Below are 23,456 nucleotides of genomic sequence, written 5' to 3'. Positions count from 1 at the left end.
GGAGGGCAACCGATGAACAGGCGCGTCGTCATCACCGGCATCGGCACGGTGGCCCCGGGCGGCACCGGTACCAAGGCATTCTGGGAGCTGATCACCTCCGGCCGGACGGCGACCCGGCCGATCTCGCTCTTCGACGCCTCCGCCTTCCGCTCCCGGGTCGCGGCCGAGTGCGACTTCGACCCGATGCTGCACGGCCTGACCCCGCAGGAGATCCGGCGGATGGACCGGGCCACCCAGTTCGCGGTGGTCGCCACCGAGGAGGCGGTGGCCGACGCGGCGCTCGCGTTCGACGAGGTCGACCCGGGCCGGCTCGGCGTCACGGTGGGCAGCGCCGTCGGCTGCACCACCAGCCTGGAGCGCGAGTACGTCGCGGTGAGCGACGGTGGCCGGGACTGGCTGGTCGACCCCGGCTACGCCGTCCCGCACCTCTACGGCCACCTGGTGCCCAGCTCGATGGCGGCCGAGATCGCCCGGCGGGTGAACGCCGGCGGTCCGGCCGCGGTGGTGTCCACCGGCTGCACCTCCGGCCTCGATGCGGTGGCGCACGCCCGGGAGTTGATCGCCGAGGGCAGCGCCGACGTGATGGTGGCCGGCGCCACCGACGCCCCGATCTCGCCGATCACGCTGGCCTGTTTCGACGCGATCCGGGCCACCACGCCCCGCAACGACGACCCGGAGCACGCCTCCCGCCCCTTCGACATCAGCCGCAACGGCTTCGTGCTCGGGGAGGGTTCGGCGATGTTCGTGCTGGAGGAGTACCGGCACGCGGTGCGGCGCGGCGCCACGGTCTATGCCGAGATCACCGGCTTCGGCTCCCGCTGCAACGCCTTCCACATGACCGGACTGCGGCCCGACGGACGGGAGTTGGCCGAGGCGATCCGCCTCGCACTGGCCGAGGCCGGTGCCGCTCCCGAGGCGGTGGACTACGTCAACGCGCACGGCTCGGGCACCCAGCAGAACGACCGGCACGAGACCGCCGCCGTCAAACTCGCCCTCGGCGCCCACGCGTACGCGACACCGATGAGCTCGATCAAGTCGATGGTGGGTCACTCGCTCGGCGCGATCGGCGCGATCGAGATCGCCGCCTGCGCGCTCGCCCTGCGGCACGGCGTGGTCCCGCCGACCGCCAACCTGCACACCCCCGACCCCGAGTGCGACCTCGACCACGTGCCGCTGCACGCCCGGCACCAGGAGCTGCACACCGTGCTGACCGTCGGCAGCGGCTTCGGCGGCTTCCAGAGCGCCATGGTGCTCGCCCGGACCGACGGCGGTGCCCGATGACCGCGGTCTTCACCGGCCTCGGCCTGCTCGCCCCCAACGGCGCGGGGCTGGACGCGTACTGGTCCGCGGTGCTGCGCGGCGAGAGCGGCATTGCCCGGCTCACCAGGTTCGACCCGGAGCCCTACCCGGCCCGGCTGGCCGGCGAGATCACCGGCTTCGACCCGGCCGCCCAGCTGCCCGACCGGCTGCTGCCGCAGACCGACCCGGTCACCCGGCTCTCCCTGGTCGCCGCCGCCTGGGCGCTCGGCGACGCCGGCCTCGACCCCGCCGATCTTGGCGAGTACGACATCGGGGTGGTGACGGCCAACACCGCCGGTGGCTTCGAGTTCGGCCAGCGCGAGCTGCAGAACCTCTGGTCCAAGGGCGGCGCGCACGTCAGCGCCTACCAGTCCTTCGCCTGGTTCTACGCCGTGAACACCGGTCAGATCTCGATCCGGCACGGTCTGCGCGGCCCCAGCGGGGTGGTGGTGGCGGACGGTGCGGGCGGTCTCGACGCGCTCGCCCAGGCCCGGCGGCTGATCGGCCGGGGTACACCGGTGGTGCTGAGCGGCGCGGTAGACGGCTCGCTCTGCCCGTGGAGCTGGACCGCCCAGCTCACCAGCGGGACGATGAGCACCCGGGAGGACCCGGCCACCGCCTACCTGCCGTTCGACGAGCGGGCCTGCGGGCACGTGGCCGGCGAGGGCGGCGCCCTGCTGGTGCTGGAGGACGAGCGGGCCGCGCTGGCCCGCGGCGCCCGGGTGCACGGCCTGCTGGCCGGGTACGGCACCTCCTTCGACGGCCACCCGGGGGCCGAGCCCGGTGCGGGCCTGCTCCGGGCCGCCCGCCAGGCCATCGCCCAGGCCGGCTGGCAACCCGGGCAGGTCGACGTGGTGTTCGCCGACGCGGCCGGCACCGTCGCCGCCGACCGGGCCGAAGTGGCGGCCCTGACCCATCTGTTCGGCCCGTACGGGGTGCCCGTCACGGCACCCAAGACGATGACCGGCCGGCTCGCGGCGGGCAGCGGTCCGCTGGACGTGGCCACTGCGCTGCTCGCGCTGCGCGACCAGGTGATCCCACCGACCGTCAACGTCCGCCACCCGGCCGCCGGTTACCCGATCGACCTGGTCACCGCGCCGCGCCGGCAGCCGCTGCGGCGCGCCCTGGTGCTCGCCCGGGGGTACGGCGGCTTCAACTCGGCGGTGGCCGTGGCCGCGCCGGGCGGCTGAGACCAGCGCCGCCACGACGGGCGGGCCCCCACCGACCGGTGGGGGCCCGCCCGTCGTGGTCGGTCGTGGTCAGTGACCGTCCCGGGTCACCACCCTGGACCGGACCAGCCAACTGCCGTCCACCCGCACCAGGACGTCCTCGCAGACGCAGGAGCGGTGCAGCCGGGGGTCGCCGCCGCGCGGGGTCAGGTACACCAGCGCGTAGCACCGCACCCCGACACTGCCGTCCGGCCGCGCCTCGACGTCCAGCATGCCGTGCCAGTGCCGGTGGGTCTCGCCCGCCTCCCGCTGCGCGGCCCCGGCCCGCCGGGCGCCCTCGGCCAGCTCGGCCCGGCCCCGGCTGGGCCCGGGCCGGCCGGGCAGCTGGAAGGTGCCGTCGGCGGTGAAGGTGGCGGCCCACTCCTCGGCCCGGCCGCTGTCCAGCAGCTGCAGGTGCCGGGCGTAGAACTGGTCGAGGTCGGCCCGCAGCCGCTCCAGCGGGACCGTCGTGGTCCGGGTCATCGGGTGAACTCCTCTTCGTCGGTGGATTGTTGACGATCAGTCGACTCCGGGGGCGGGGCGAACAGCTCCGACCGGACCCGGGCGGCCGGATTCCCGAAGGCGATCCGGCTGGTGATCCTGGCGCCGAGCGGGGTGTGCTGGATCAGCGCGGCCAGTCGGGGCCGGACCGCCCGGGCCACCCGGCCCGGCGAGAGCATCGCCCGGGCCTGCAGGGTCTGCATCCGCATCACCTGCTCGACGTCCCGGGTGCGCGGCTCGGCGTAGCCGCGCAGGCGCTCGGCCGACACGTCACCGGCCCGCACCGCCGCGACCAGCACGGGGTGCAGCAGGGCGGCGTCCTGGATCGCCAGGTTGATCCCCTGGGCGCCGAGCGGGCTGTGCGTGTGGGCCGCGTCCCCGATCAGCACCAGGCCGTCCCGGACCCACTCCCGGGCCCGGCCCGCGAAGACGTCGAGCAGCGTCAGGTCGGTCAGTGCGGTGATCCGCTCCCGGATCCGGTCGGCGTACTCCGGCACCGCCCGGCAGATCTCCTCGCGCACGAACGGAAGTCCCTGGTGCGCCAGTTCGGCGTACCCCCGGTGCGGCAGGGTCCAGCCGAGCTGCACGGTGTCCGGGTAGGACGGGTACGCCAGCACCGGCCGTCCGCCGCCCCGGTGCACCCGGACCGCGCGGTCCGGCGCCCCGGTGCCGGGCAGCTTGAACCAGAGCACGTCGAAGTCGAACACGTCGTCCCGGTCGGCCTCGATGCCGGCCAGCCGGCGGACCTTGGAGAACCGGCCGTCCGCGCCCACCGTGGCCGGGGCCCGGACGGTGTGCCGCCCGCCGGGACCGTCGGCCACCGCGCCGAGCACCACCCCGCCCTGCTCGACCAGCGCGGTCGCCCGGTACCCGGCGAGCAGCCGGAAGCCGTCGAACTCCTGGCAGGCGGTCAGCAGTTCGGCCAGCACGTGCTGCTGCGGGATGCTCAGCAGCCGGCCGTACGGACCCGGCAGCCCGGTGTAGTCGATGTCGAGCAACGTCCGCCCCCGCTCGACCAGTTGGAACCGGTCCAGCCGGTGGCCGCCGCGGGCCTCGGCGGCGGCCAGCACGCCGAGCTGGTCGAGCAGCGCCAGGCCGCCCGGCTGCAGGATCTCGCCCCGGTAGGCGCGGTCGAGCGAGGCGGACCGCTCCAGCACGGTCACCCGCAGGCCGGAGCGGAGCAGCAGCAGGGCGAGGGTCAGACCGGCGGGTCCGCCGCCGACCACGCAGACGTCCGTGCCGGTCTCGGCTGGTGCGGTCACCGCAGGGTCTCCTCCGGGCGTCGGGTCCGGGCGAGACAGTCGTCGATCACCCGGCGGTAGTAGTGCGGGCCGAAGCCCATCCGGTCCGCGGCCGGCACCAGGTGCCGCAGGCGCTCGGTGCAGACCGGGTGCTCCGGCGGCACCTCGACGACCTGGCGCAGGGCCCGGACGCCCAGCCGGAGTTCCAGGTGGGCGACGACGTCCGCCACCGGGACCGACCAGCCGGTGGCCAGGTTGACCACCCCGCCGGGCGACCCGAGGGCGAGCAGCGCGTCGATCAGCCGCACCGCGTCCCGGACGTCGATCAGGTCGCGCCGGGCCCCCTGGTGGATCCGCACCCGGCCCGCCCTGACCTGGGCCGTCAGGGCCGGCAGGAACTGGTGCGGGCGCTGCGCAGGTCCGACCGGGTAGGCCAGGCGCAGGATCAGGTGGTCCGGGCCGCAGCCCCGGACCACCTCCTCCATGGCCAGTTTGTGCCGCCCGTACGGCGAGGCCGGACGCACCGGCCCGTCCTCCCGGCCGGACCGGGGGAGCGCGCCGTACAGGCCGGCGGAGGAGGTGGAGAAGTAGACCAGCCGCCGCCCGCCGCGCCGGCAGTCCGCGAGGGTGTCGTACAGCAGCTCGGCCTCCCGGGCGAAGCCGGCGTCCGCCTGGCTGGTGCCGCTGGAGACCCCTGCGGCGAAGACCACCGTGTCGGGGTGCCGGGCCGCGAGCGGGCGGAGGCTCCGGGCGAGGAAACCACGGCCGACGATCTGCATCGAGAGCTCCTATCCGGCGGTGGGGGCCGGGGTGGCGGCCAGGCGGACGCGTTCCAGCAGGTCGGCCTGCCGGAGGATGCGGTCGCCCGGCCCGTCGAAACCCCGGCCGGCCAGCGCGGTCCGGGCGAAGACGTCCACCACGTTGGCGAACTGGTCGTCGGCCCGGAGCGGCAACTCCTCGGTGCCCTCCGGGCGTTCGAGGCGCAGCAGCGGCCGGTGGTCCGGCGGCGGGGTGAACGCCCGGTCGAGGGTGAGCGTGCCCTCGCTGCCGGTCAGGGCGTAGCGGCAGCGGTAGTGGTGCGCCATTCCGAACGACAGCGTGGCGGTCATCCCGGCCGAGGCCAGCAGCGCGGCGCCCGCGACGTCCACCCCGGTCCCGGGGTCGTGGTGCAGCACCGCACCGGCCACCGCCAGGTCGGGGCCGCAGAACAGCTGCGCCGCCCGGACCGGGTAGGCGCCGAGGTCGAGCAGCGCGCCGCCGCCCAGTTCGGGGCGGTGCCTGATGTCGTCCGCCGGAAGGGCGGGGATGGTGAACTCGGCCGAGAACGACCGGGGTTCGCCGATCCGCCCGGCCCCGACCAGCTCGCGCACCCGGCGGTGCGCGCTGTGGTGGAGGAACATGAAGTTCTCCATCAGCAGCAGCCCGCGCCGACGGCTGAGCTCGACGGCCTCCCGGGCCAGCGCAGGGCGGGTGGTGAGCGGCTTCTCGGCCAGGACGTGCTTGCCGGCTTCCAGGGCCCGGAGGATCCACTCCGCCCGCAGACCGGCCGGCAGCGGCAGGTAGACGGCGTCCACGTCCGGCCGGTCCAGCAACTCCTGGTAGCCGGCCACCGGGACGGTGCCGAACTCGGCGGCGAACTCCTTCGCCCGCTCGCCCGAGCGGCTGGCCACCGCCGTCACCCGGGTCCGGGGGCAGGCGGTCAGCGCGGGCAGCATCTTGCGCCGGGCGATGGACGCGCAGCCGAGCACCCCCACCCTCAGGCGCTCCACCCGCCCTCCCCGCCGTGCAACGAGCCGAGGCAGGTGACCAGGGTGCGGGCCTCGACCGTGAAGTGGTTGCCGAACTGGATGAACCGCCGGACCTGGTCGAGCGTCACCCAGCAGAAACCGTCCGGGAGTTGGGACGGGAAGTCGTCGCCGGCGGCCACGATCAGGTACCGGTTGGCCCGCCGGTGGAAGCGGCCGCCCTCCTCGGAGAGCACCGCCGAGTACAGCACCTGCTCCGGCGGCGCGGCCAGCACCAGGTCCCGGAACGGCGGCTGCTCCGGCAGGTCGGAGAACCCGTCCGACACGCACTGCACCGTCGGCGCCATCTCGACCGCGTCGAAGGTGCCCGGCTGGGTCAGCCCCTGGACCAGCAGCTGCGGTCCCTCGGCCGACCGGCGCACGACCATGGCCGCCAGACCGGGGCGTTCCACCTCCAGCAGCGGCTGGGTCCACCGGCTCACCTCGCGGTTGCCCGCCAGCACCGACACGGCGATGACCCGGTGGTGCCGTCCCTCGGCGTGGGCGATCTCGGTGGCGGTCCGCCGCCAGCCGGTCACCCGGTCGAGCGGCACCAGCTGCACCTCGCGGACCTGCATGGCCTTCAACTCGGCCAGCCAGCTGAGCACTTCGGTGTCGGAGCCGGCCCGCCCGGCCGGCTCGCCGGTGGCCGCGGCCAGCGGCAGCGAGGAGAGCACCGTCCGGGCGTCCATGTTGACCAGGTTGTCCACCGCCAGCAGCCGGTGGATCTGCCCCAGCGTCAGCCAGCGGTGGTCCGGCCCCACCTCGACCTCGCCGGTGACCTCCACCACCAGGTTCCGGTTGCGCTTGCGCAGGAAGCTGTCGCCCTGCTCGGACTGCAGCACGTCGGTCAGCACGGTGCCGCGCTCCTCGGCGAGGAAGTACGCCAGGTACGGGGTGGCCCGGCCCTGGTGCACGCGCATGTAGTTGCTGCGGGTCGCCTGCACGGTCGGGCCGAGCTGGACCGGGCCGATGTTGCCCGGCTCGACCTTGGCCTGCATCAGGAAGTGCAGGACGCCGTCGAACTCCTTGGCCAGGATGCCCAGGATCCCGGTCTCCGGCTGGCAGATGATCGGCTGCGACCAGGTCCGGCCGTCCTCCTCCCGGATCTCCAGGCCCCGGACCGAGAAGAACCGGCCGGTCTCGTGCACCAGGTCGCCGGTCGCGGGCACGGTGAGCCACTTGTCCATCCGGTCGAACGGGATCCGCTCGACCTCGAAGGTGCCGGCCTGCTGCCGTTCGGCCAGCCAGTCGGTCACCTCTTCCGCCCCGGCCACGGCGGCCGCCGAGAGGGCCAGCCGGGCGGCGGGGTCCGCCGACGGAGCCGGGTCGGGCCGGGCTGCCGTCCGGGTGTCTGCTGCGAGAGCCATCGCGGTCCCTTCCGAGCGCGGGTGTGGAGACCCACCGTCGCCGCGCCGCGTCGAAGCGGGCTCGAAGTGGGCTGGAGCAGCGCTCCAGGCCGATTCGAGCGGTGCCCAGGTCCGGGTGCCCCAGGCTCGACGGCGTACCGGCGCAGCGACGACCCGAGGAGCGAACGACCATGATCACCGAAGCCGACCTGAAGCGGATCATGCGTGAGGGGGCCGGCCAGAGCGAGGGGATCGACCTCGACGGGGACACCGTCGGCGTGCCCTTCGGCGAGCTGGGCTACGACTCGCTGGCCGTGATGGAGACGGCCGGCCGGATCGAGCGCGAGTTCGGCGTCCGGATCCCGGACGACGCGCTCAGCATCACCCGGACCCCAGGCGAGTTCCTCGCGCTGGTGAACCGGGCGATGGCCGAGGCGGCCTGATGACCCGTTGGGAACGGCGCACCGCCCTGATCGCCGGCGGCACCCGGGGGACCGGCCTGGCCGTCGCCCGGGAACTGGCCGCCCGGGGCTGCGCGGTGTACCTCAACCACGCCCGGGACGACGCGGCGGCCAAGGACGCGCTCGCCGAACTGGCCGGCCTGCCGGGCACCGCGACCGTGCTCAGGGCGGACGTCACCCGGCCCGGCGCCCTGCCGCACCTGCTGCGGCGGATCCGGGCGGAGCGCGGCCGGCTGGACTTCTTCGTGCACAGCGTGGCCTCGTTCCACCCGATGGACGCCGCGCGGCCGGACCCCGACCTGTTCCGGCAGGACCTGACCGCCGCCCTCGCCCCGCTCACCCTGGGCATCCGCCCGCTGGTCGCGGCGATGGCCGGCGGCGCCGGCCGGATCGTCGCGGTCTCCAGCAACGGCGCTCGCCGGGTGGTGCCGCGGTACGTCGCGGCCGGGGTGGCGAAGGCCGCGCTGGAGGCCCAGATCCGCTATCTGGCCGTCGAGTTGGCGCCGCTCGGCATCACCGTGAACGCGGTCGCCGCCGCCAAGCTCGACAAGGGCCCGGGCAGCGCGGACCCCGCCGTGCTGCGGCTGCTGGCGGAGCGCACCCCGGCCGGCCGCCTCACCACCCCGACGGACCTGGCCCGGGCGGTGGCCCTGCTCTGCGGTGACGAAGCGGCCTGGATCCAGGGCCAGGTCGTCACCGCCGACGGCGGCCTGGCCCTGCGCGCCTGAGGCGCCGTCAGTCCACCCCGCTGCCCCCCCGAGGAGACCCGTGCGCATCATCGACCTCTCCACCCCGATCGACGCGGCCGGCTGGGAGCCCGAGCCGGTCGAGCACCACGTCCTGTCCGCGGCCGACGGCGCCAAGCACATGAGCGCGGAGATGCTGGAGCACTTCGGCCTCGAGTTCGACCCGGCGGTGCTGCCGGACGGTGAGTTGCTCACCATCGACACCCTCACCCTGACCACCCACACCGGCACCCACATCGACGCCCCGTCCCACTACGGCTCCACCGCCCGCTACGGCGACGGTCGGCCGCGCCACGTGCACGAGCTCCCGCTGGAGTGGTTCCACGGCCCCGGCGTGCTGCTCGACATCGGCACCCCCGAGCCCGGCGCGGTGGACGCCGGCCGCCTGCGCCGGGAGCTGGACCGGATCGGGCACCGGCTGGCGCCGGGCGAGATCGTCCTGCTGCGCACCGGTGCGTCCCGGCTGGCCGGCACCCCCGAGTACTTCAGCCGCTTCACCGGGCTGGACGGCTCGGCCGTGCACTTCCTGCTCGACCAGGGCGTCCGGGTGATCGGCACCGACGCGTTCAGCCTGGACGCGCCGTTCCGGACCATGCTGGAGGGCTACCGGGAGACCGGTGACCGGGGTCTGCTCTGGCCGGCCCACTTCGTCGGCCGGGAGCGCGAGTACTGCCAGATCGAACGCCTCGCCCACCTGGAGGAGCTGCCCGCCCCGACCGGGTTCACCGTCAGCTGCTTCCCGGTGAAGATCGTCGGCGCGGGCGCAGGCTGGGCCCGGGCGGTGGCCGTCCTCCCCGACTGACCGGTGGCCCGGGCGGGCGGTGTGGGCGCCGGTCACCCCCGGCCCGGGCCGCCGAGGTCGTCACGGCTGACGTGCTCGCCCGGCGTCGCCAACGCGTTGACGGCGTCCGGCCGGAGCACCGCGCCGGTGGACTTCCGGCCGCGCCGCAGCCGGCCCTCCAGCCAGCTCGCGAACGAGGTCAGCGCGAAGTTCACCAGCACGAAGATCACCGCGACCACGGTGAAGCTGGCGATGGTGTTCGCCCCGTAGTTCGCGCTCATCGGGCGGACCGAGGCCAGCAGTTCGGAGAAGCCGAGCAGCGCGCCGCCGAGCGCGGTGTCCTTCACGATCACCACCAGCTGGCTGACGATCGCCGGCAGCATGGCGGTGACCGACTGCGGCAGCAGCACGTGCCGCATGACCTGGTTCTTCCGCAGGCCGATCGCCTTCGCGGCGTCGGTCTGGCCCTGCGGGAGGGACAGGATGCCGGCCCGGACGATCTCCGCCAGCACCGAGGCGTTGTACAGCACCAGGCCGGTCACCACGGCGTACAGCGGCCGGCTGTCGGGGCTGACGTCGGTGAACTCGGCGTACGCGGCGTTCGCGAACAGCATCAGGATCAGCACCGGGATGGCCCGGAAGAACTCGACCACGGTGCCCGACGCCCCCCGCACCCAGCGGTGCTCGGAGAGCCGGGCGATGCCGAACACCGCGCCGAGCGGCAGCGCCAGGACCATCGCGAGCGAGGCGGCGATCAGGGTGTTCTCGAGCCCGGGCAGCAGATAGGTCTGCCAGGCCCCGGCATCCGTGAAGAACGGGCGCCACTTGTCCCAGTCGAGCTGCCCCTTGTCGAGGAGGCTCCGCACCACCCACCAGACCAGCGCCGCCAGGGCGGCCAGGAACAGCAGGGTGAGCAGCGCGTTGTGCCGTCTGGCCTTCGGCCCCGGCAGGTCGTAGAGGGTGGGCGGCTTCATCGCTTCACCGACACCTTCCGGCTCACCCGGCCGAGCAGCAGTCCGGTCGGCAGGGTGAGACAGATGAAGCCGAATGCGAAGACCCCGGAGATCAGGATGAGTTGGGCCTCGTTCTCGATCATCTCCCGCATCAGCGCGGCGGCTTCGGCGACACCGATCGCGGCGGCCACCGTGGTGTTCTTGGTGAGCGCGATCAGCACGTTGGCCAGCGGGCCCACCACGGAGCGGAACGCCTGCGGCAGCACGATGAGGCGCAGCACCTGGAAGAAGGTCAGGCCGAGCGCCCGGGCCGCCTCGATCTGACCGGCCGGCACCGTGTTGATACCGGACCGCACCGCCTCGCAGACGAACGCCGAGGTGTAGACGGTCAGACCGAGGACGGCGAGCCGGAAGTTGACGGAGGTGAAGTCGTCCGCGCCGAGGTTGACGCCCAGGGTCTGGAACAGGCCCAGCGAGGTGAAGACGATGATCACGGTGAGCGGGATGTTCCGGACCACGTTGACGTAGGCGGTGCCGAACCCGCGCAGCAGGGCCGGCGGGCTGACCCGCATGGCCGCCAGGACCGTCCCCCAGACCAGGGCCCCGGCGGCGGAGTAGACGGTGAGCTGCACCGTCACCCAGAAGGCGCCGAGCAGGTCGTACCCCTCGAGAAAGTCGAACATGCTGCCCTGCCCTTCCGCAGGCGCGACCCGCCCCGCGGTGCGGCCGGCGCACCGCGGCGCGGCGGCCTCAGCTGACGGTGACGCCGATCTTCGGCGCGGGCTCGTTCTGGTAGTTCGCCGGGCCGAAGTTCTTCTTCACGGCGGCGTCCCAGGAGCCGTCGCTGACCATCTTCTCCAGGGCGGTGTTGATCTGGCCCTTGAGGGCGCTGCCCTTCTGGACACCGATGCCGTAGTTCTCGTTGCTCAGCTTGAAGCCGCCGAGCTTGAACTTGCCCTTGAACTGGGCCTGCGAGGCGTACCCGGCGAGGATCGAGTCGTCGGTGGTCAGGGCGTCGACGACCTTGTTCTCCAGGCCGGTCAGGCACTCCGAGTAGCCGCCGTACTGCTGGAGCTGGGCGTCCGGTGCGATCTTCGTCTTGACGTTCTGCGCCGAGGTGGAGCCGGTGACCGAGCAGAGCTTCTTGCTGTTCAGGTCGGCCGGCTGCTTGATCGAGTCGTCGTCGGCCCGGATCAGCACGTCCTGGTGCGCCAGCAGGTACGGGCCGGCGAAGTCGACCTTCTCCGCCCGGGCGGGGGTGATCGAGTACGAGGCGGCGATGAAGTCCACGTCGCCGCGCTGCAGCAGGGTCTCCCGGTCGGCGCTCTTGGCCTCCTTGAAGACGATGTCGCCGGGTTTGTGGCCGAGCGCCTTGGCGACGTAGGTGGCGACGTCGACGTCGAAGCCGGTGTACGTGCCGTCCGGGGTCTTCAGCCCGATGCCGGGCTGGTCGAACTTGATGCCGACGGTGATCTTCTTGCCGCTGCTGCCCGCGTCGTCGTTGTTGTCCCCGCAGCCGGCGGCGGTCAGGGAGAGGGCGAGCGCGGCGGCGGCCGCGGCGGTGACCTTGTGGACCTTCATGGTGATCATCCCCAGTGCTGGTGAGCCCCGTCAGTGGTGAAGGATCTTCGAGAGGAAGTCCCTGGCCCGCTCGCTGCGCGGGTTGCCGAAGAACTCGTCGGGCGTCGCCTGCTCCACGATCCGGCCGTCCGCCATGAACACCACGCGGTTGGCGGCCGAGCGGGCGAAGCCCATCTCGTGGGTGACCACGACCATGGTCATCCCGTCCCGGGCGAGCTGCTGCATCACCTCCAGCACCTCGTTGATCATCTCCGGGTCGAGCGCCGAGGTCGGCTCGTCGAAGAGCATGATCTTCGGTTCCATGGCCAGCGCCCTGGCGATCGCGACCCGCTGCTGCTGGCCGCCGGAGAGCTGGGCCGGGTACTTGTCGGCCTGGGCGGCGACGCCCACCCGGTCGAGCAGCTCGCGGGCCCGCTGCTCGGCGGCCGGCCGGCCCTTCTTCCGGACCTGGATCTGGCCGAGGGTCACGTTCTGCAGCACGGTGCGGTGCGCGAAGAGGTTGAAGGACTGGAAGACCATGCCCACGTCGGCCCGCAGCGCGGCCAGCTCGCGGCCCTCGGCGGGCAGCGGCCTGCCGTCGATGACGATCTCGCCGGAGTCGACGGTCTCCAGGCGGTTGATCGCGCGGCACAGCGTGGACTTGCCGCCGCCGGAGGGCCCGATCACGACCACGACCTCACCACGGGCGACGGTCAGACTGATGTCCTGGAGGACGTGGAGCTCGCCGAAGTGCTTGTCGACGTTGCTCAACACGACCAGATCGCCCGTACCCGGCGCCGGAATTTCCTTGGCCACGGTCACTCCACTCGTCGGCTTCATGGTCCGTCTTCCGGGCGGACGCCGCATGTGGAGCGGTCGGGTCGGGCGGTCGCCGGCCGATCACACTGTCAAAGGCGGGCCGCAACGGTTGGCACAGTGATCGATTGTGGCAACGCCCTGCGGGCCGGAGACTCCTAGCACTCCGCCGGGCCGGGTGCGGGACCCTGTCGGGAACCGTCCGGTCTCCACCGCCGACCCCCTCGGCGCCGTGCGGTGGCCGACCAGGTGATCCGGATCCCCCACGATCCGTGCGCCGACCACTCCGAGGTGAACATGACGGCTTTTCCGGTGGCCCCCGTCCCGACCAGACTGCCCTCGCCCAGGCGGGTGCGGCTGATGCCGCTGGTGGCGCTGATCTTCTTCAGCGTGTCCGGCGGCGCCTACGGGATCGAGGAACTGTTCTCCACCTCCGGGCCCGGCATGGCCATCCTGCTGATCGTGGTCACACCGCTGATCTACAGCGTGCCGCACGCGCTCGTGGTCGCGGAGCTGGGTACGGCGATGCCGGAGGAAGGCGGGTACTACCACTGGGTCAAGCGCGGACTCGGCAGGTTCTGGGGTTTCCAGCAGGGCGTGCTGCAGTGGGTGTGCAGCTTCGTCGACATGGCCGTCTACCCCGTCCTTTTCACCAGCTACCTGCAGAGCCTGGTCGGCGCGGTCGCCCCCGGTGAGCACGTGCTGTTCCGGCTGGGGAACCTGCAGTTCGACCTCAACTGGTTCATCTGCGCCGCGGTGATCGTGGTGTTCACGCTCCTCAACCTGCTCGGTGCGGGCTGGGTCGGTGAGTCGTCGGTGGTCTTCGCGGTGGTGTGCCTGGTCCCGATGCTGATCCTCTCGGTGATCGGCATCACCCATCTGGTGAGCGACGGGACGAACCCGGTCGGCTCCCTGACCACCGGCTCCGACCAGTCGACCTGGAACGCCTTCGGGGCGGGCCTGTTCATCGTGATGTGGAACTACTGCGGCTGGGACAGCGTGTCCAACGTGGCCGGCGAGATGGAGAACCCGCGCCGTCACCTGCCCCGGGCGCTCGCGGTGTCGATCGTGCTGATCATGGTGGGCTACCTGCTGCCCACCATCGCCTCGCTGGCCACCGGCGCGGACGGCGAGGCGGGCTGGCGCAGCTGGGAGGCCGGGGCGTTCTCCGCGGTGGCCGAGCAACTGGCCGGACCCTGGCTCCAGATCACCGTCACGGTGGGCGGCATGTTCGCCGCGGTGGCGATGTTCTCGGCCCTGCTGGCCTCCAACTCGCGGCTCCCGGTGGTCCTCGCCAAGGACGGCTACTTCCCGGCCTGGCTCGCCAAGGAGAGTCCGCGCTACCGGGTGCCGATCGCGTCCGTGGTCGGGTCCGCCCTGATCTACGCGGTGTTCTGCCTCAGCAGCTTCACCAACCTGGTGATCTTCGACGTCTTCCTCACCAACATCGGGATCCTGCTGGAGGTCGCCGCCCTGATCGCCCTGCGCCTCAAGGAACCCGACCTGGAGCGCCCCTACCGGATCCCCGGCGGCTGGTGGAGCATCGGCGCGATCGTGGCCAGCCTGCTGGCGGTCTGCGCCTGGGCCGCCTGGCAGCAGTACGTGGAGAGCGGGACCCAGGCGGTGACGTACGGCGTGGTGGTGGTCCTCGGATCGTTCCTGCTCTACCCGCTGCTCGCCCGCCGGGCCCGGCGGATCCGGGGCGCCGCGCTGCCCGCGCAGACCCGCGGCGGAGCCGCCGACCTCAGCTCGACCGCCTCGTAGCACCGGGCCGAGACGCTCCGCAGGGGACCTTCCTGTTCCCAGGTGCCCTATGCGGTACGGCGGTTCCGGGGGGTTCAGCCTGCGGGGGCCGGGACGAGGATGTTCTCGCTGCGGCGGCCGGCCTCGAAGTCCTCGACGTTGCGGACGGTGGCGTCGATGATCTGGCCGACTGCGGTGTGGGTGAAGTAGGCCTGATGGGAGGTCACCAGGACCTGGGGGAAGGTGACCAGGCGGGCCAGGGTGTCGTCGTCGATGCCCTCCAGCGAGCGGTCGTAGAAGAAGATGCCGGTCTCCTCCTCGTAGACGTCCAGGCCGACGCCGGAGAGCCGGCCGTGCCGGAGGGCCTCCACCAGGGCGGCGGTGTCGATGAGGCCGCCCCGGCTGGAGTTGATCAGGATGGCGTCGTCCTTCATCAGGGCGAGGGCGGCGCCGTCGATCACGTGGTGGGTGTCGGGCAGCAGCGGGACGTGCAGGCTGATCAGGTCGCTCCGGGCGAGCAGGTCGGCGCGGTCGACGTACGTCATGCCGAGCTCCAGGCAGGCGGGGTTCTCGGCGACGTCCCAGCCGAGCAGCTCGGTGCCGAAGCCGTGCGCGATCCGGGCGAAGCACTCGCCGATCTTGCCGGTGCCCATCACCCCGACGGTCATGCCGTGGATGTCGCGGCCGAGCAGTCCGTCGAGGCGGAAGTCGAACTCGCGGGAGCGGTTCGCGGCCCGGGTGAGCCGGCGGTTCACCGCGAGGGCCAGGGTCCAGGCGTGTTCGGCGACCGCGTACGGGCTGTAGTACGAGACCCGGGCGACGGTGATGCCGAGCCCGGCGGCGGCGTCCAGGTCGATGTTGTTGAAGCCGGTGGAGCGCTGGGCGATCAGCCGCGTCCCGCCGGCCGCGAGCAGGGCGAGCACCTCGGCGTCGAGCTCGCAGTTGACGCTGGTGCTGACGGCCGGATACCCGACGGCCAGCGGGGCGGTGTCCTGGTTGAGGAAGACGGAGAGCGAGCGGAGCTGGTGGCCGCCGTCGAAGGCGGTGTGCAGCATCGGCTTCTCGTCGGACTGGACCCCGTAGGCGAGGATCTTCATCGGGCTGCTCCTCCAGGCGGTGGCACCGGCACTGTGCACGCTAGCCGCCCCGGTGGTGACGGGGGCTCAGCGGCGCGCGATCCGCTTGCCCTCATTATTCTGGATATGTAGAGTCCAGGTTATGAAGATGGGCGAGGGCGTCGAGTGGGCCCTGCACTGCTGCCTCAACCTGGCCTGGATCGGCGAGGAGCGGGCGGTGCCGGCGGTGAAGCTCGCGGGGTACTACGAGCTGCCGCCCGCCTATCTCAACAAGCAGCTCCAGGCGCTCGCCCGGGCCGGGATCGTCAGCTCCACCTCCGGCCCCAAGGGCGGCTTCCGGCTGGCCAGGCCGCTGGAGCGGATCACCCTGATGGACGTGGTGGCGGCGATCGAGGGGCCGGAGCCGGCCTTTCGCTGTACCGAGATCATCACCCAGGGGCCCGGCGCGCAGGCGCCGGGCCGCGATCCGGAGCGCTGCCTGATCGACCGGGCGATGGGCCGGGCCGAGCTGGCCTGGCGCCGGGAGCTGGCCGGGCAGACGCTGGCGGAGCTGTCGGCCGACGTCGAGCGCACGATGCCGGGCGTGCCGGGGCGGATCCGGCGCTGGTTCGGGTGAGCTCGGGCGTCGTGGGCCGGGCCGCCTGCGCGGTTGATTCTGGATACTCAATGTCAAGAACATCGAGGGGAACCACCACCATGTCGCACACCATCGTCAACCCGACCGCCTTCGGCTACAGCCAGGCGGCGGTCACCGCCGACGGCACCGCCTGGATCGCCGGCCAGTACGCGGCCGACGCCGACGGCAACCTGGTCCCGGGCGACTTCGCCGAGCAGGTCCGCCGCTCGCTGGCCAACCTCGGCACCGCCCTGGCCGCCGTCGGCCTGGACTACCAGCACGTGGTCCGGCTCGGCAGCTTCGTGGTCGACCACGACCTGGAGAAGCTGGCAGAACTGGTCGAGCAGCTCACCGCGATCTGGGGCGACCGCCCGCCGGCCCAAACCCTGTCGGGCGTGGCGGCGCTCGCTCTGCCGGGGATGCTGTTCGAGATCGACGCGGTCGCGGTGCGCTGAGCACGCAGCAGGGCGGGCCCGGAAACGGGCCCGCCCTGCCGGGGGAGCGTCAGATGACGGTCTCGGCCTCGACGTAGCGTTCGGCCGGGACGGTCTTGAGGTCGGCGACCGCGTCGGCGAGGGGGACGAGGCGGATCTCGGTGCCCTGGAGGGCGGTGATGTGGCCGAAGGCGCCCTTGTGGGCGGCTTCGACGGCGTGCCAGCCGAAGCGGGTGGCGAGGACGCGGTCGTAGGCGGTGGGGGTGCCGCCGCGCTGGGTGTGGCCGAGGATGACCGGCTTGGCCTCCTTGCCGAGGCGGTGCTCCAGCTCGCGGGAGAGCTGGTTGGCGATGCCGGTGAACCGCTCGTGGCCGTAGATGTCCTTCACGCCCTCCTCCCAGTGCATGGAGCCGGGCTCGGGCTTGGCGCCCTCGGCGCAGACCACGATGGCGAACTTCTTGTTCCGGTCGAAGCGCTCGCGGACCACTTCGGTCAGCTTGTCGATGTGGAACGGGCGCTCGGGCACCACGATCGCGTGCGCACCGGCGGCCATGCCCGCGTTCAGCGCGATCCAGCCGGTGTGACGGCCCATCACCTCGACCACCATGACCCGCTGGTGCGACTCGGCGGTGGTCTTCAGCCGGTCCAGCGCGTCGGTGGCGACCGAGACGGCGGTGTCGAAGCCGAAGGTCACGTCGGTGCAGGCGATGTCGTTGTCGATGGTCTTCGGGACCCCGATCACCGGCAGCCCGCCGTCGCTCATCAGCTTGGCGGCCTTCAGGGTGCCCTCGCCGCCGATCGGGATCACCGCGTCGATGCCGAGGTCCGCGCAGTACTGCTTGGCCCGCTCGACGCCGTCCCGCAGGTGGCTCGGCTGGACCCGGGAGGAGCCGAGGATGGTGCCGCCCTGGGCGAGGATGCCGCTCACCGAGTCGAGGGTGAGCGGGCGGTGGACGCCCTCCAGGAGACCGCGCCAGCCGTCCTGGAACCCGATGATCTCGTCGCCGTGGTCGACCACCCCCCGGTGGACCACGGAACGGATCACAGCGTTCAGGCCAGGGCAGTCACCGCCGCTGGTCAGCACACCAATACGCATTGCTTTGCAACTCCCGAACAGTACGGACAGCCGGACTTCCACCATACGGCGCCCGGATCCGACCGGGCAGGCGCCGATGTGGGCCGGGTCACCCTTGACCCGGCCCTCGCGGTACTGCGCCGAACGCCTCAGGAGGGTGGTGCGTTCGGCTCTTCCATTGTGTGACGGATCGCGGGGGGGTGTTGACCCCTGTTCAACCCTTGGACAGCTCAGGCGGGCTGACGGGTCGCCGAGATCCGCTCCGCGCGGAGCGCGTCGTACCAGGTGGTGTCGGCCGGCGGGAGCGCGTTCACGTCCAGCGCCAGCTTGATCAGCATGTCGGCGACGGCGGGGTTGCGGGCCATCACCGGGCCGTGCAGGTAGGTGCCGAAGATGGTGTCCCGCCAGGCGCCCTCGGTGCCGTCGCCGGTGCCGTTGCCCCGGCCGACCTGGACCTGGGCGAGCGGCTTGACGCCCTGGCCCAGGTGGGTGATGCCCTGGTGGTTCTCGAAGCCGGTGAGCTGAGGGAGGTTCAGCTGGGGGTCGGTCTCGGCCAGCACGTCGCCGACGCAGCGGGCGCCCTCGCCCCGGCCGGTCCAGACGTCCAGCAGGCCCAGGCCCGGCTGGCGCTCGCCCCGGTCGTTCAGGAACTCGTGCCCGAGGATCTGGTAGCCGGCGCAGACCGAGAAGATGATCGCGCCGTTCTCGGCCGCCCGGACCAGACCCTGGTCCGCCGCGAGCCGCTCGGCCGCGAGCCGCTGCGGGCGGTCCTCACCGCCGCCGATCAGGTAGATGTCGCCGCTGGTCGGCACCGCCTGGTCCGAACGGACGTCGATCCGCTGCACGTTCAGGCCGCGCTGGCGGGCCCGGCGCTCGACCACGAGTGCGTTGCCCCGGTCGCCGTAGGTGCTCAGCAGGTCCGGGTAGACCCAGACCAGGCGCAGGCTGCTCTCGCTCATCCTCTGGGACCTTCCGGACTGCGGCCGCACCTGGGGCGGCTCGGTGGGGTACGCGGGCTGCTGCGGCGCGCCGGGGTGCACCGGCTGCTGGTAGGGGTTGCCCTGGTACGGGTTCTTCTGGAACGGGGGAGTCGCCATCAGTTCGCCACCGCCTTGCGCAGCTGCTGGAACGCCGTGTAGTTGGCGATCGCCTCGATCCGTCCGGGCGGGGCCATCCGGACCGCCTGCTCCAGCGAGTCCACCACCTGGAACTGCAGACCCGCCACCTCCAGCCGGACCGCCAGGTCCAGCTTGCGCTGGCCCATCACGAAGATCGGGTGGCCGGACAGCCGCTCGTAGTCCACGTCCCACAGCCAGGAGGTGTCGGTGCCGTCCGCGTCCAGCGCGTTCACCGAGAGGATCACCGGGGCCGGCGGCTGGTCGATCAGCGAGAACGTCTCCAGCCAGCCGGCCGGGTTCTTCGCCAGCAGCAGCCGGACGTCGCGGCCCAGGTACTGCACCACGTCGTAGCGGCCCGCGACCGCCGTGACGGCCTGCATCCGCTGCAGCGCGACCTGCGGGGCGACGCCGAAGACGGCGGCCACCGCGGCGGAGCTGGTCGCGTTGGCCAGGTTGGCCCGGCCCGGCAGCTGGAGCTGGATCGGCCAGGCGCCGCGCTGCGGGTCGATCACGTGGGTGCCCTGGAGCGCCCAGTGCGGCTGCGGACGGCGGAAGCCGCAGTCCTGGCAGAACCAGTCGTCGCCCGGACGCTGCATCACGCCACCGCAGGACGGGCAGGACCAGGCGTCCTCCTTCCACGCCTGACCGGCGGCCACCCAGACCACCTTGCGGCAGGACGAGGCGGCCCAGGTCACCAGCGGGTCGTCCGCGTTCGCGATGATCACCGCGTCGGTGTCCTGCAGGCCCTCGCGCCACTTCTCGGCCATCATCCGGGTCTCGGCGGCGCGGTCCAGCTGGTCGCGGGAGAGGTTGAGCAGCGCTATGGCCTTCGGCCGGGTGTCGCGGGCGACGCCGGCCAGGTACTTCTCGTCCACCTCGATCACGCCGAACCGCGCCTCGCTGCCACCGGCGAGGGCGGCGGTGATCCCGGCGGGCATGTTCGCGCCGAGCGCGTTGGAGACCACCGGTCCGGCGGCGCGGAGCGCCTCGGCGATCAGGCGGGTGGTGGTGGTCTTGCCGTTGGTCGCGCTCACCAGCACCACGTCGAGGTGGTCGGAGAGGGTCGCCAGCAGGTCGGGGTCCAGCTTGAGGGCGATCTTGCCGCCGATCACCGAGCCACTGCCGCGGCCGGCCTTCTGCGACAGGGCGGCGGCCACCCGGCCGGCCGTCACGGCGATCTTGGCACGGGCGGGCAGCGAGGCGTCGCGTACGGCTGCGGCTTCCGAATCGGGGCCTGGCATGCTCTGTGGTTCCTCCTTGCTGCGGCGCCGCTAGCGCGGCAGAACGGGGCCAGCCTACCCACTCCGTCCCGCCGCACCGCGCAGGGGCGCTTCTGACGCCTGCTCAGGCCGACCGGTCGGTCAGTCCCAGGTGGTGGTGGCCCCGTCCACCGGATCGTGCACCATCAGCCGGGACGCGATCGCCGCGGCCTGCTCCCCGGGCGGCCGCCCGTCCACCGGTACCGGCAGCATCAGGGAGCGGACGGCGCCGTCCGGTGCGGAGTTCCGGAACCGGAGCCGGATCCGCTCCGGCTCGTCGTTCTCGGCGAGGACCCACTCCAGGCCGCAGTCCCCCCGGCCCAGCAGCGCGGGATCGGCGGTCAGGCGGCGGCGCAGCGCTCGCGCCACCAGCAGGGCGGGCCGGGCCCAGGGCTCTGCTGTAGGCAGGTGCTCAGCCCGTTACGGAGTCAGGGGCTCGGGGCTCTGCTCTTGGCAGATGCTGCGGCAGCCAGGGACTCGGGGAACTGCGACGCCGGCCTCGTTCAAGGTGATCGTTGCGTAGGCGGTCAGGCACTTTCGCATGTGACCCCGGCGCCAGATCTCCTCGCAGTTCCCCGATCCCCTGACCGTAGATGGTCGAACGCCTGCCTAGAGCGCAGCCCCGGGCCCCTGGGTGGTCGACCGCGGAGCGCCTGCGAAAGGTGCAGCCCCGAGCCCCTGGGGCGTCGGTTGCTGAAGATCGCTCAGGTGGCCTGTGCCGCAAGGAAGTTGGGGCCGCTTAATTCCGGTTCAGCCTCTTGGCCGCCCCTTCGGTGGCTGGTACCGTCCTGACTTTGAGAGCGCTCTCAGAGAGAGTGCTCGCCCACCCCGTCACACCGTGACACCTGCCGGGGGCCCCTCCCGCCGTGCCGGTGCCGCCGTTCCGCGACCGCATCCATGGAGCAGCGCTCGCCCGTGTCCCGGCCGCCGGCCCGCCCCGTCAGGGGGCGGTCGGTGCCGTCCCATGCCGTCGCACACCCCGCACCGCGATGAACAAGGGAAGGACCCACCCCATGACGCTCCAGAGAACCGGTCCACGCGTCCGACGGCCTCGGCAGGGCGCCCGCGGCATCCCGCTGCTGCTGGCCGTGCTGGCGCTGCTGCTCGGCGGCCTCGGCCTGGCACCGGGAACGGCCGTCGCCGCGGACCCGGACTACACCCAGAGCGTGACCGCGACCAGCGGCACCCAGGCGAAGATCTCGTTCACCCCGACCACGGCGGCGCTCTACGTCGACGTGCACTACCTGGTGAACGCGGCGAACCAGCAGAACGTCCGGATGGTCAACGGCTCCGGCACCTGGACCCACACGGTGAGCGGCCTGGCCACCGGCAACGTGCTGGACTACTGGTTCACGTACGAGAAGAGCGGGCCGCAGTACGACACCCCGCACTTCGGGTACACCCAGGGCGGCGGCACCGGCGGCCAGGTGGCGCAGCCGACCTTCAGCCCGGCCGGCGGGCAGTACGCCTCGGCCCAGACGGTGACCATCGCGGACGCCACGGCCGGGGCGACCATCCGTTACACCCGGGACGGCTCCACCCCGAACGGCAGCTCCCCGGTGTACACCGGGCCGATCAGCGTCACCGCCAGCGGCACCGTCCGGGCCTTCGCGCAGCTGGCCGGCCGTACCGACTCCCCGGTGGCGACCGAGGTCTACACCATCGGTGGCACCCAGACCGGCTGCCCGGTGCAGTCGGACACCCCGAACTTCGGCCCCAACGTGCACGTCTACGACCCGAGCATGTCCGCCGCCACCGTCCAGGCGCAGCTGGACGCCCACTTCGACCAGATGAAGGACACCCTGTCGGCCCAGTTCAGTTCGAACCGGGTGGCCGACCTGTTCAAGCCGGGCACCTACAACGTCAACGACAACGTCGGCTTCTACACCTCGGTGGCCGGTCTCGGCCAGAACCCCGGTGACGTGGTCATCAACGGCAACATCACCGTGGACGCCTTCAACGCCTCGGACGCCGGCAACGCCACCCAGAACTTCTGGCGCAGCGCCGAGAACCTCGCGATCAACCCCGGTGGCGGCACCAACCGGTGGGCCGTGGCGCAGGCCGCCCCGTTCCGGCGGATCGACGTGCGCGGCAACCTGGCTCTGTACCCGGCCAGTTACGGCTGGGCCAGCGGCGGCTACGTCGCCGACAGCCGGGTCAGCGGCCAGATGGCCTCGATCTCCCAGCAGCAGTGGTACACCCGGGACAGCGGCGTCGGAAGCTGGGACGGTGGCGTCTGGAACATGGTCTTCTCCGGCGTCCAGGGCGCCCCGGCCAACACCTTCCCCACCCCGCCCGAGACGGTGCTCGGCACCACCCCGGTCTCCCGGGACGTGCCGTACCTGTACGTCGACGGCGCCAACCGCTACCGGGTCTTCCTGCCGAGCCTGCGCACCAACGCGACGGGCCCGAGCTGGGCCGCCGGCAGCACCCCCGGCAGCTCGCTGCCGATGAGCCGGTTCTACGTGGTCAAGGCCGGTGACACCGCCGCCACCATCAACAACGCGCTCGCCCAGGGCTGCAACCTGTTCGTCACCCCCGGCGTCTACCACCTGAACCAGACGCTCAACGTCACCCGGGCCGACACGGTCGTGCTCGGCATCGGCTACCCGACCTTCGTCCCCGACAACGGCGTCAACGCCATGCAGGTCGCGGACGTCGACGGGGTCCGGCTCAAGGGCCTGCTGTTCGACGCCGGCACCACCAACTCACAGGCACTGCTGACCGTCGGCCCGGCCGGTTCGGCGGCGGGCCACGCGGCCAACCCGACCACGATCCAGGACGTGTTCTTCCGGATCGGCGGTCAGGTCGCGGGCAAGGCCACCACCAGCCTGGTGGTCAACAGCAGCAACACGATCATCGACCACATCTGGGCCTGGCGGGCCGACCACGGCAATGCCGGGACCTTCGGCTGGACCGTCAACCCCGCCGACACCGGCCTGATCGTCAACGGTAACAACGTGCTCGCCACCGGCCTGTTCGTCGAGCACTACCAGAAGCACGAGGTGATCTGGAACGGCCAGGGCGGCCGGACGATCTTCTTCCAGAACGAGATGCCGTACGACGTGCCCAACCAGGCCGCCTGGAAGAGCTCCGCCTCGGTCAACGGCTACGCCGCCTACAAGGTCGGCGCCAACGTCACCAGTCACGAGGCGTGGGGGCTGGGCAGCTACTGCTACTTCAACGTCAATCCGGCGGTGGCGAGTTACCACGCCTTCGAGGTGCCCGACACGAGCGGCGTGCGGTTCCACTCGCTGCTCAGCGTCTCCCTGAACTACCAGGGCACCATCACCCACGTCATCAACGACACGGGCGGGGTCACCCCGACCGGCACCGTCCCGGTCAACGTGGTGTCGTACCCGTAAGGCACCACCAGTTTTCACTCCCGCGCTCACGCCGGTACCGGCCGCCTGACGGCCCGTCGGGACCACAACGG

The 23,456-nt window shown here is 72.3% G+C and carries 23 protein-coding genes; 9 read left to right on the top strand and 14 right to left on the bottom strand.

The window, feature by feature from the left end; genetic code table 11:
* Positions 1-12 precede the first annotated feature (12 nt).
* Positions 13-1,281 carry a beta-ketoacyl-[acyl-carrier-protein] synthase family protein gene (locus OHV05_RS03345; protein ID WP_405016247.1) on the top strand — a complete coding sequence of 423 codons (1,269 nt, stop codon included), beginning with the start codon at positions 13-15 and terminating at the stop codon, positions 1,279-1,281.
* Positions 1,278-2,489 carry a ketosynthase chain-length factor gene (locus OHV05_RS03340; protein WP_405016246.1) on the top strand — a complete coding sequence of 404 codons (1,212 nt, stop codon included), beginning with the start codon at positions 1,278-1,280 and terminating at the stop codon, positions 2,487-2,489. The genes OHV05_RS03345 and OHV05_RS03340 overlap by 4 nt, the downstream gene beginning before the upstream one ends.
* A 69-nt stretch (positions 2,490-2,558) precedes the next feature.
* Here OHV05_RS03340 and OHV05_RS03335 read toward each other — a convergent pair whose 3' ends face one another.
* Genes OHV05_RS03335 through OHV05_RS03315 form a run of 5 tightly spaced genes read right to left on the bottom strand, consistent with a single transcriptional unit; the run spans position 2,559 to position 7,403 of the window.
* Positions 2,559-2,990, bottom strand: a complete 432-nt coding sequence (locus tag OHV05_RS03335; protein ID WP_405016245.1) for a nuclear transport factor 2 family protein — start codon at positions 2,988-2,990, stop codon at positions 2,559-2,561.
* Positions 2,987-4,270, bottom strand: a complete 1,284-nt coding sequence (locus tag OHV05_RS03330; RefSeq protein ID WP_405016244.1) for an FAD-dependent oxidoreductase — start codon at positions 4,268-4,270, stop codon at positions 2,987-2,989. Before OHV05_RS03330 ends, OHV05_RS03335 begins: the two co-directional genes overlap by 4 nt.
* The gene (locus tag OHV05_RS03325; protein ID WP_405016243.1) at positions 4,267-5,028 is read right to left on the bottom strand and encodes an NAD-dependent epimerase/dehydratase family protein; all 762 of its coding nucleotides are present in this window, start codon (positions 5,026-5,028) and stop codon (positions 4,267-4,269) included. The genes OHV05_RS03330 and OHV05_RS03325 overlap by 4 nt, the downstream gene beginning before the upstream one ends.
* Before the next feature lie 9 nt (positions 5,029-5,037).
* Positions 5,038-6,018 carry a Gfo/Idh/MocA family protein gene (locus OHV05_RS03320; RefSeq protein WP_405016242.1) on the bottom strand — a complete coding sequence of 327 codons (981 nt, stop codon included), beginning with the start codon at positions 6,016-6,018 and terminating at the stop codon, positions 5,038-5,040.
* Positions 6,006-7,403, bottom strand: coding sequence for an NDP-hexose 2,3-dehydratase family protein (locus OHV05_RS03315; RefSeq protein WP_405016241.1), 1,398 nt, complete (start codon positions 7,401-7,403; stop codon positions 6,006-6,008). The genes OHV05_RS03320 and OHV05_RS03315 overlap by 13 nt, the downstream gene beginning before the upstream one ends.
* Positions 7,404-7,573: 170 nt before the next feature.
* Here OHV05_RS03315 and OHV05_RS03310 point away from each other — a divergent pair, with 170 nt between their 5' ends.
* Genes OHV05_RS03310 through OHV05_RS03300 form a run of 3 tightly spaced genes read left to right on the top strand, consistent with a single transcriptional unit; the run spans position 7,574 to position 9,391 of the window.
* Positions 7,574-7,825, top strand: a complete 252-nt coding sequence (locus tag OHV05_RS03310) for an acyl carrier protein (RefSeq protein WP_405016240.1) — start codon at positions 7,574-7,576, stop codon at positions 7,823-7,825.
* Entirely contained in the window at positions 7,825-8,571 is a 747-nt protein-coding gene (locus OHV05_RS03305; RefSeq protein WP_405016239.1) for an SDR family oxidoreductase, read from the top strand. Before OHV05_RS03310 ends, OHV05_RS03305 begins: the two co-directional genes overlap by 1 nt.
* Before the next feature lie 40 nt (positions 8,572-8,611).
* On the top strand, positions 8,612-9,391 hold the full coding sequence (locus OHV05_RS03300) for a cyclase family protein (RefSeq protein WP_405016238.1): 780 nt from the start codon (positions 8,612-8,614) through the stop codon (positions 9,389-9,391).
* A gap of 32 nt (positions 9,392-9,423) precedes the next feature.
* Here OHV05_RS03300 and OHV05_RS03295 read toward each other — a convergent pair whose 3' ends face one another.
* The 4 genes from OHV05_RS03295 to OHV05_RS03280 form a co-directional block, all read right to left on the bottom strand.
* Complete coding sequence (locus OHV05_RS03295; RefSeq protein WP_405016237.1) at positions 9,424-10,344, bottom strand: amino acid ABC transporter permease; 921 nt, start codon at positions 10,342-10,344, stop codon at positions 9,424-9,426.
* On the bottom strand, positions 10,341-11,006 hold the full coding sequence (locus tag OHV05_RS03290; RefSeq protein WP_405016236.1) for an amino acid ABC transporter permease: 666 nt from the start codon (positions 11,004-11,006) through the stop codon (positions 10,341-10,343). Before OHV05_RS03290 ends, OHV05_RS03295 begins: the two co-directional genes overlap by 4 nt.
* Positions 11,007-11,073: 67 nt before the next feature.
* Positions 11,074-11,904: a glutamate ABC transporter substrate-binding protein gene (locus OHV05_RS03285; protein ID WP_405016235.1), complete on the bottom strand. Its 831-nt coding sequence runs from the start codon at positions 11,902-11,904 to the stop codon at positions 11,074-11,076.
* 30 nt (positions 11,905-11,934) lie between these two features.
* Positions 11,935-12,723, bottom strand: a complete 789-nt coding sequence (locus tag OHV05_RS03280) for an amino acid ABC transporter ATP-binding protein (RefSeq protein ID WP_405016234.1) — start codon at positions 12,721-12,723, stop codon at positions 11,935-11,937.
* 273 nt (positions 12,724-12,996) lie between these two features.
* Here OHV05_RS03280 and OHV05_RS03275 point away from each other — a divergent pair, with 273 nt between their 5' ends.
* On the top strand, positions 12,997-14,463 hold the full coding sequence (locus OHV05_RS03275) for an APC family permease (protein ID WP_405016233.1): 1,467 nt from the start codon (positions 12,997-12,999) through the stop codon (positions 14,461-14,463).
* A 74-nt stretch (positions 14,464-14,537) separates the two neighbouring features.
* Here the strand turns inward: OHV05_RS03275 and OHV05_RS03270 are convergent, their stop codons facing one another.
* Positions 14,538-15,539: a 2-hydroxyacid dehydrogenase gene (locus OHV05_RS03270; protein ID WP_405016232.1), complete on the bottom strand. Its 1,002-nt coding sequence runs from the start codon at positions 15,537-15,539 to the stop codon at positions 14,538-14,540.
* Positions 15,540-15,666: 127 nt separating this feature from the next.
* Here OHV05_RS03270 and OHV05_RS03265 point away from each other — a divergent pair, with 127 nt between their 5' ends.
* Both OHV05_RS03265 and OHV05_RS03260 read left to right on the top strand, forming a co-directional pair.
* Entirely contained in the window at positions 15,667-16,134 is a 468-nt protein-coding gene (locus OHV05_RS03265; protein WP_405021380.1) for an RrF2 family transcriptional regulator, read from the top strand.
* A gap of 80 nt (positions 16,135-16,214) precedes the next feature.
* Positions 16,215-16,589 (top strand): RidA family protein, encoded by a 375-nt coding sequence (locus OHV05_RS03260; RefSeq protein ID WP_405016231.1) that lies wholly within the window; start codon positions 16,215-16,217, stop codon positions 16,587-16,589.
* A 49-nt stretch (positions 16,590-16,638) separates the two neighbouring features.
* Here OHV05_RS03260 and OHV05_RS03255 read toward each other — a convergent pair whose 3' ends face one another.
* The 4 genes from OHV05_RS03255 to OHV05_RS03240 all read right to left on the bottom strand — a co-directional run bounded on the left by OHV05_RS03255 (position 16,639) and on the right by OHV05_RS03240 (position 20,389).
* Complete coding sequence (locus OHV05_RS03255) at positions 16,639-17,664, bottom strand: 6-phosphofructokinase (RefSeq protein WP_403046903.1); 1,026 nt, start codon at positions 17,662-17,664, stop codon at positions 16,639-16,641.
* Positions 17,665-17,873: 209 nt separating this feature from the next.
* Positions 17,874-18,602 carry a type 1 glutamine amidotransferase gene (locus tag OHV05_RS03250; RefSeq protein ID WP_057235347.1) on the bottom strand — a complete coding sequence of 243 codons (729 nt, stop codon included), beginning with the start codon at positions 18,600-18,602 and terminating at the stop codon, positions 17,874-17,876.
* A 137-nt stretch (positions 18,603-18,739) separates the two neighbouring features.
* Positions 18,740-20,002, bottom strand: a complete 1,263-nt coding sequence (locus OHV05_RS03245; RefSeq protein WP_403046906.1) for a MurT ligase domain-containing protein — start codon at positions 20,000-20,002, stop codon at positions 18,740-18,742.
* Positions 20,003-20,122: 120 nt separating this feature from the next.
* The gene (locus tag OHV05_RS03240) at positions 20,123-20,389 is read right to left on the bottom strand and encodes a hypothetical protein (RefSeq protein ID WP_405016230.1); all 267 of its coding nucleotides are present in this window, start codon (positions 20,387-20,389) and stop codon (positions 20,123-20,125) included.
* Between the two features lie 644 nt (positions 20,390-21,033).
* Here OHV05_RS03240 and OHV05_RS03235 point away from each other — a divergent pair.
* The gene (locus tag OHV05_RS03235; RefSeq protein ID WP_405016229.1) at positions 21,034-23,385 is read left to right on the top strand and encodes a chitobiase/beta-hexosaminidase C-terminal domain-containing protein; all 2,352 of its coding nucleotides are present in this window, start codon (positions 21,034-21,036) and stop codon (positions 23,383-23,385) included.
* The last annotated feature ends 71 nt before the right edge of the window (positions 23,386-23,456 follow it).

It is taken from the genome of Kitasatospora sp. NBC_00070 (assembly GCF_045041205.1).
Lineage (GTDB): Bacteria > Actinomycetota > Actinomycetes > Streptomycetales > Streptomycetaceae > Kitasatospora.
The sequence above is the reverse complement of the archived record's forward strand: the minus strand, read 5'-3'. Positions and strand labels throughout refer to the sequence as shown.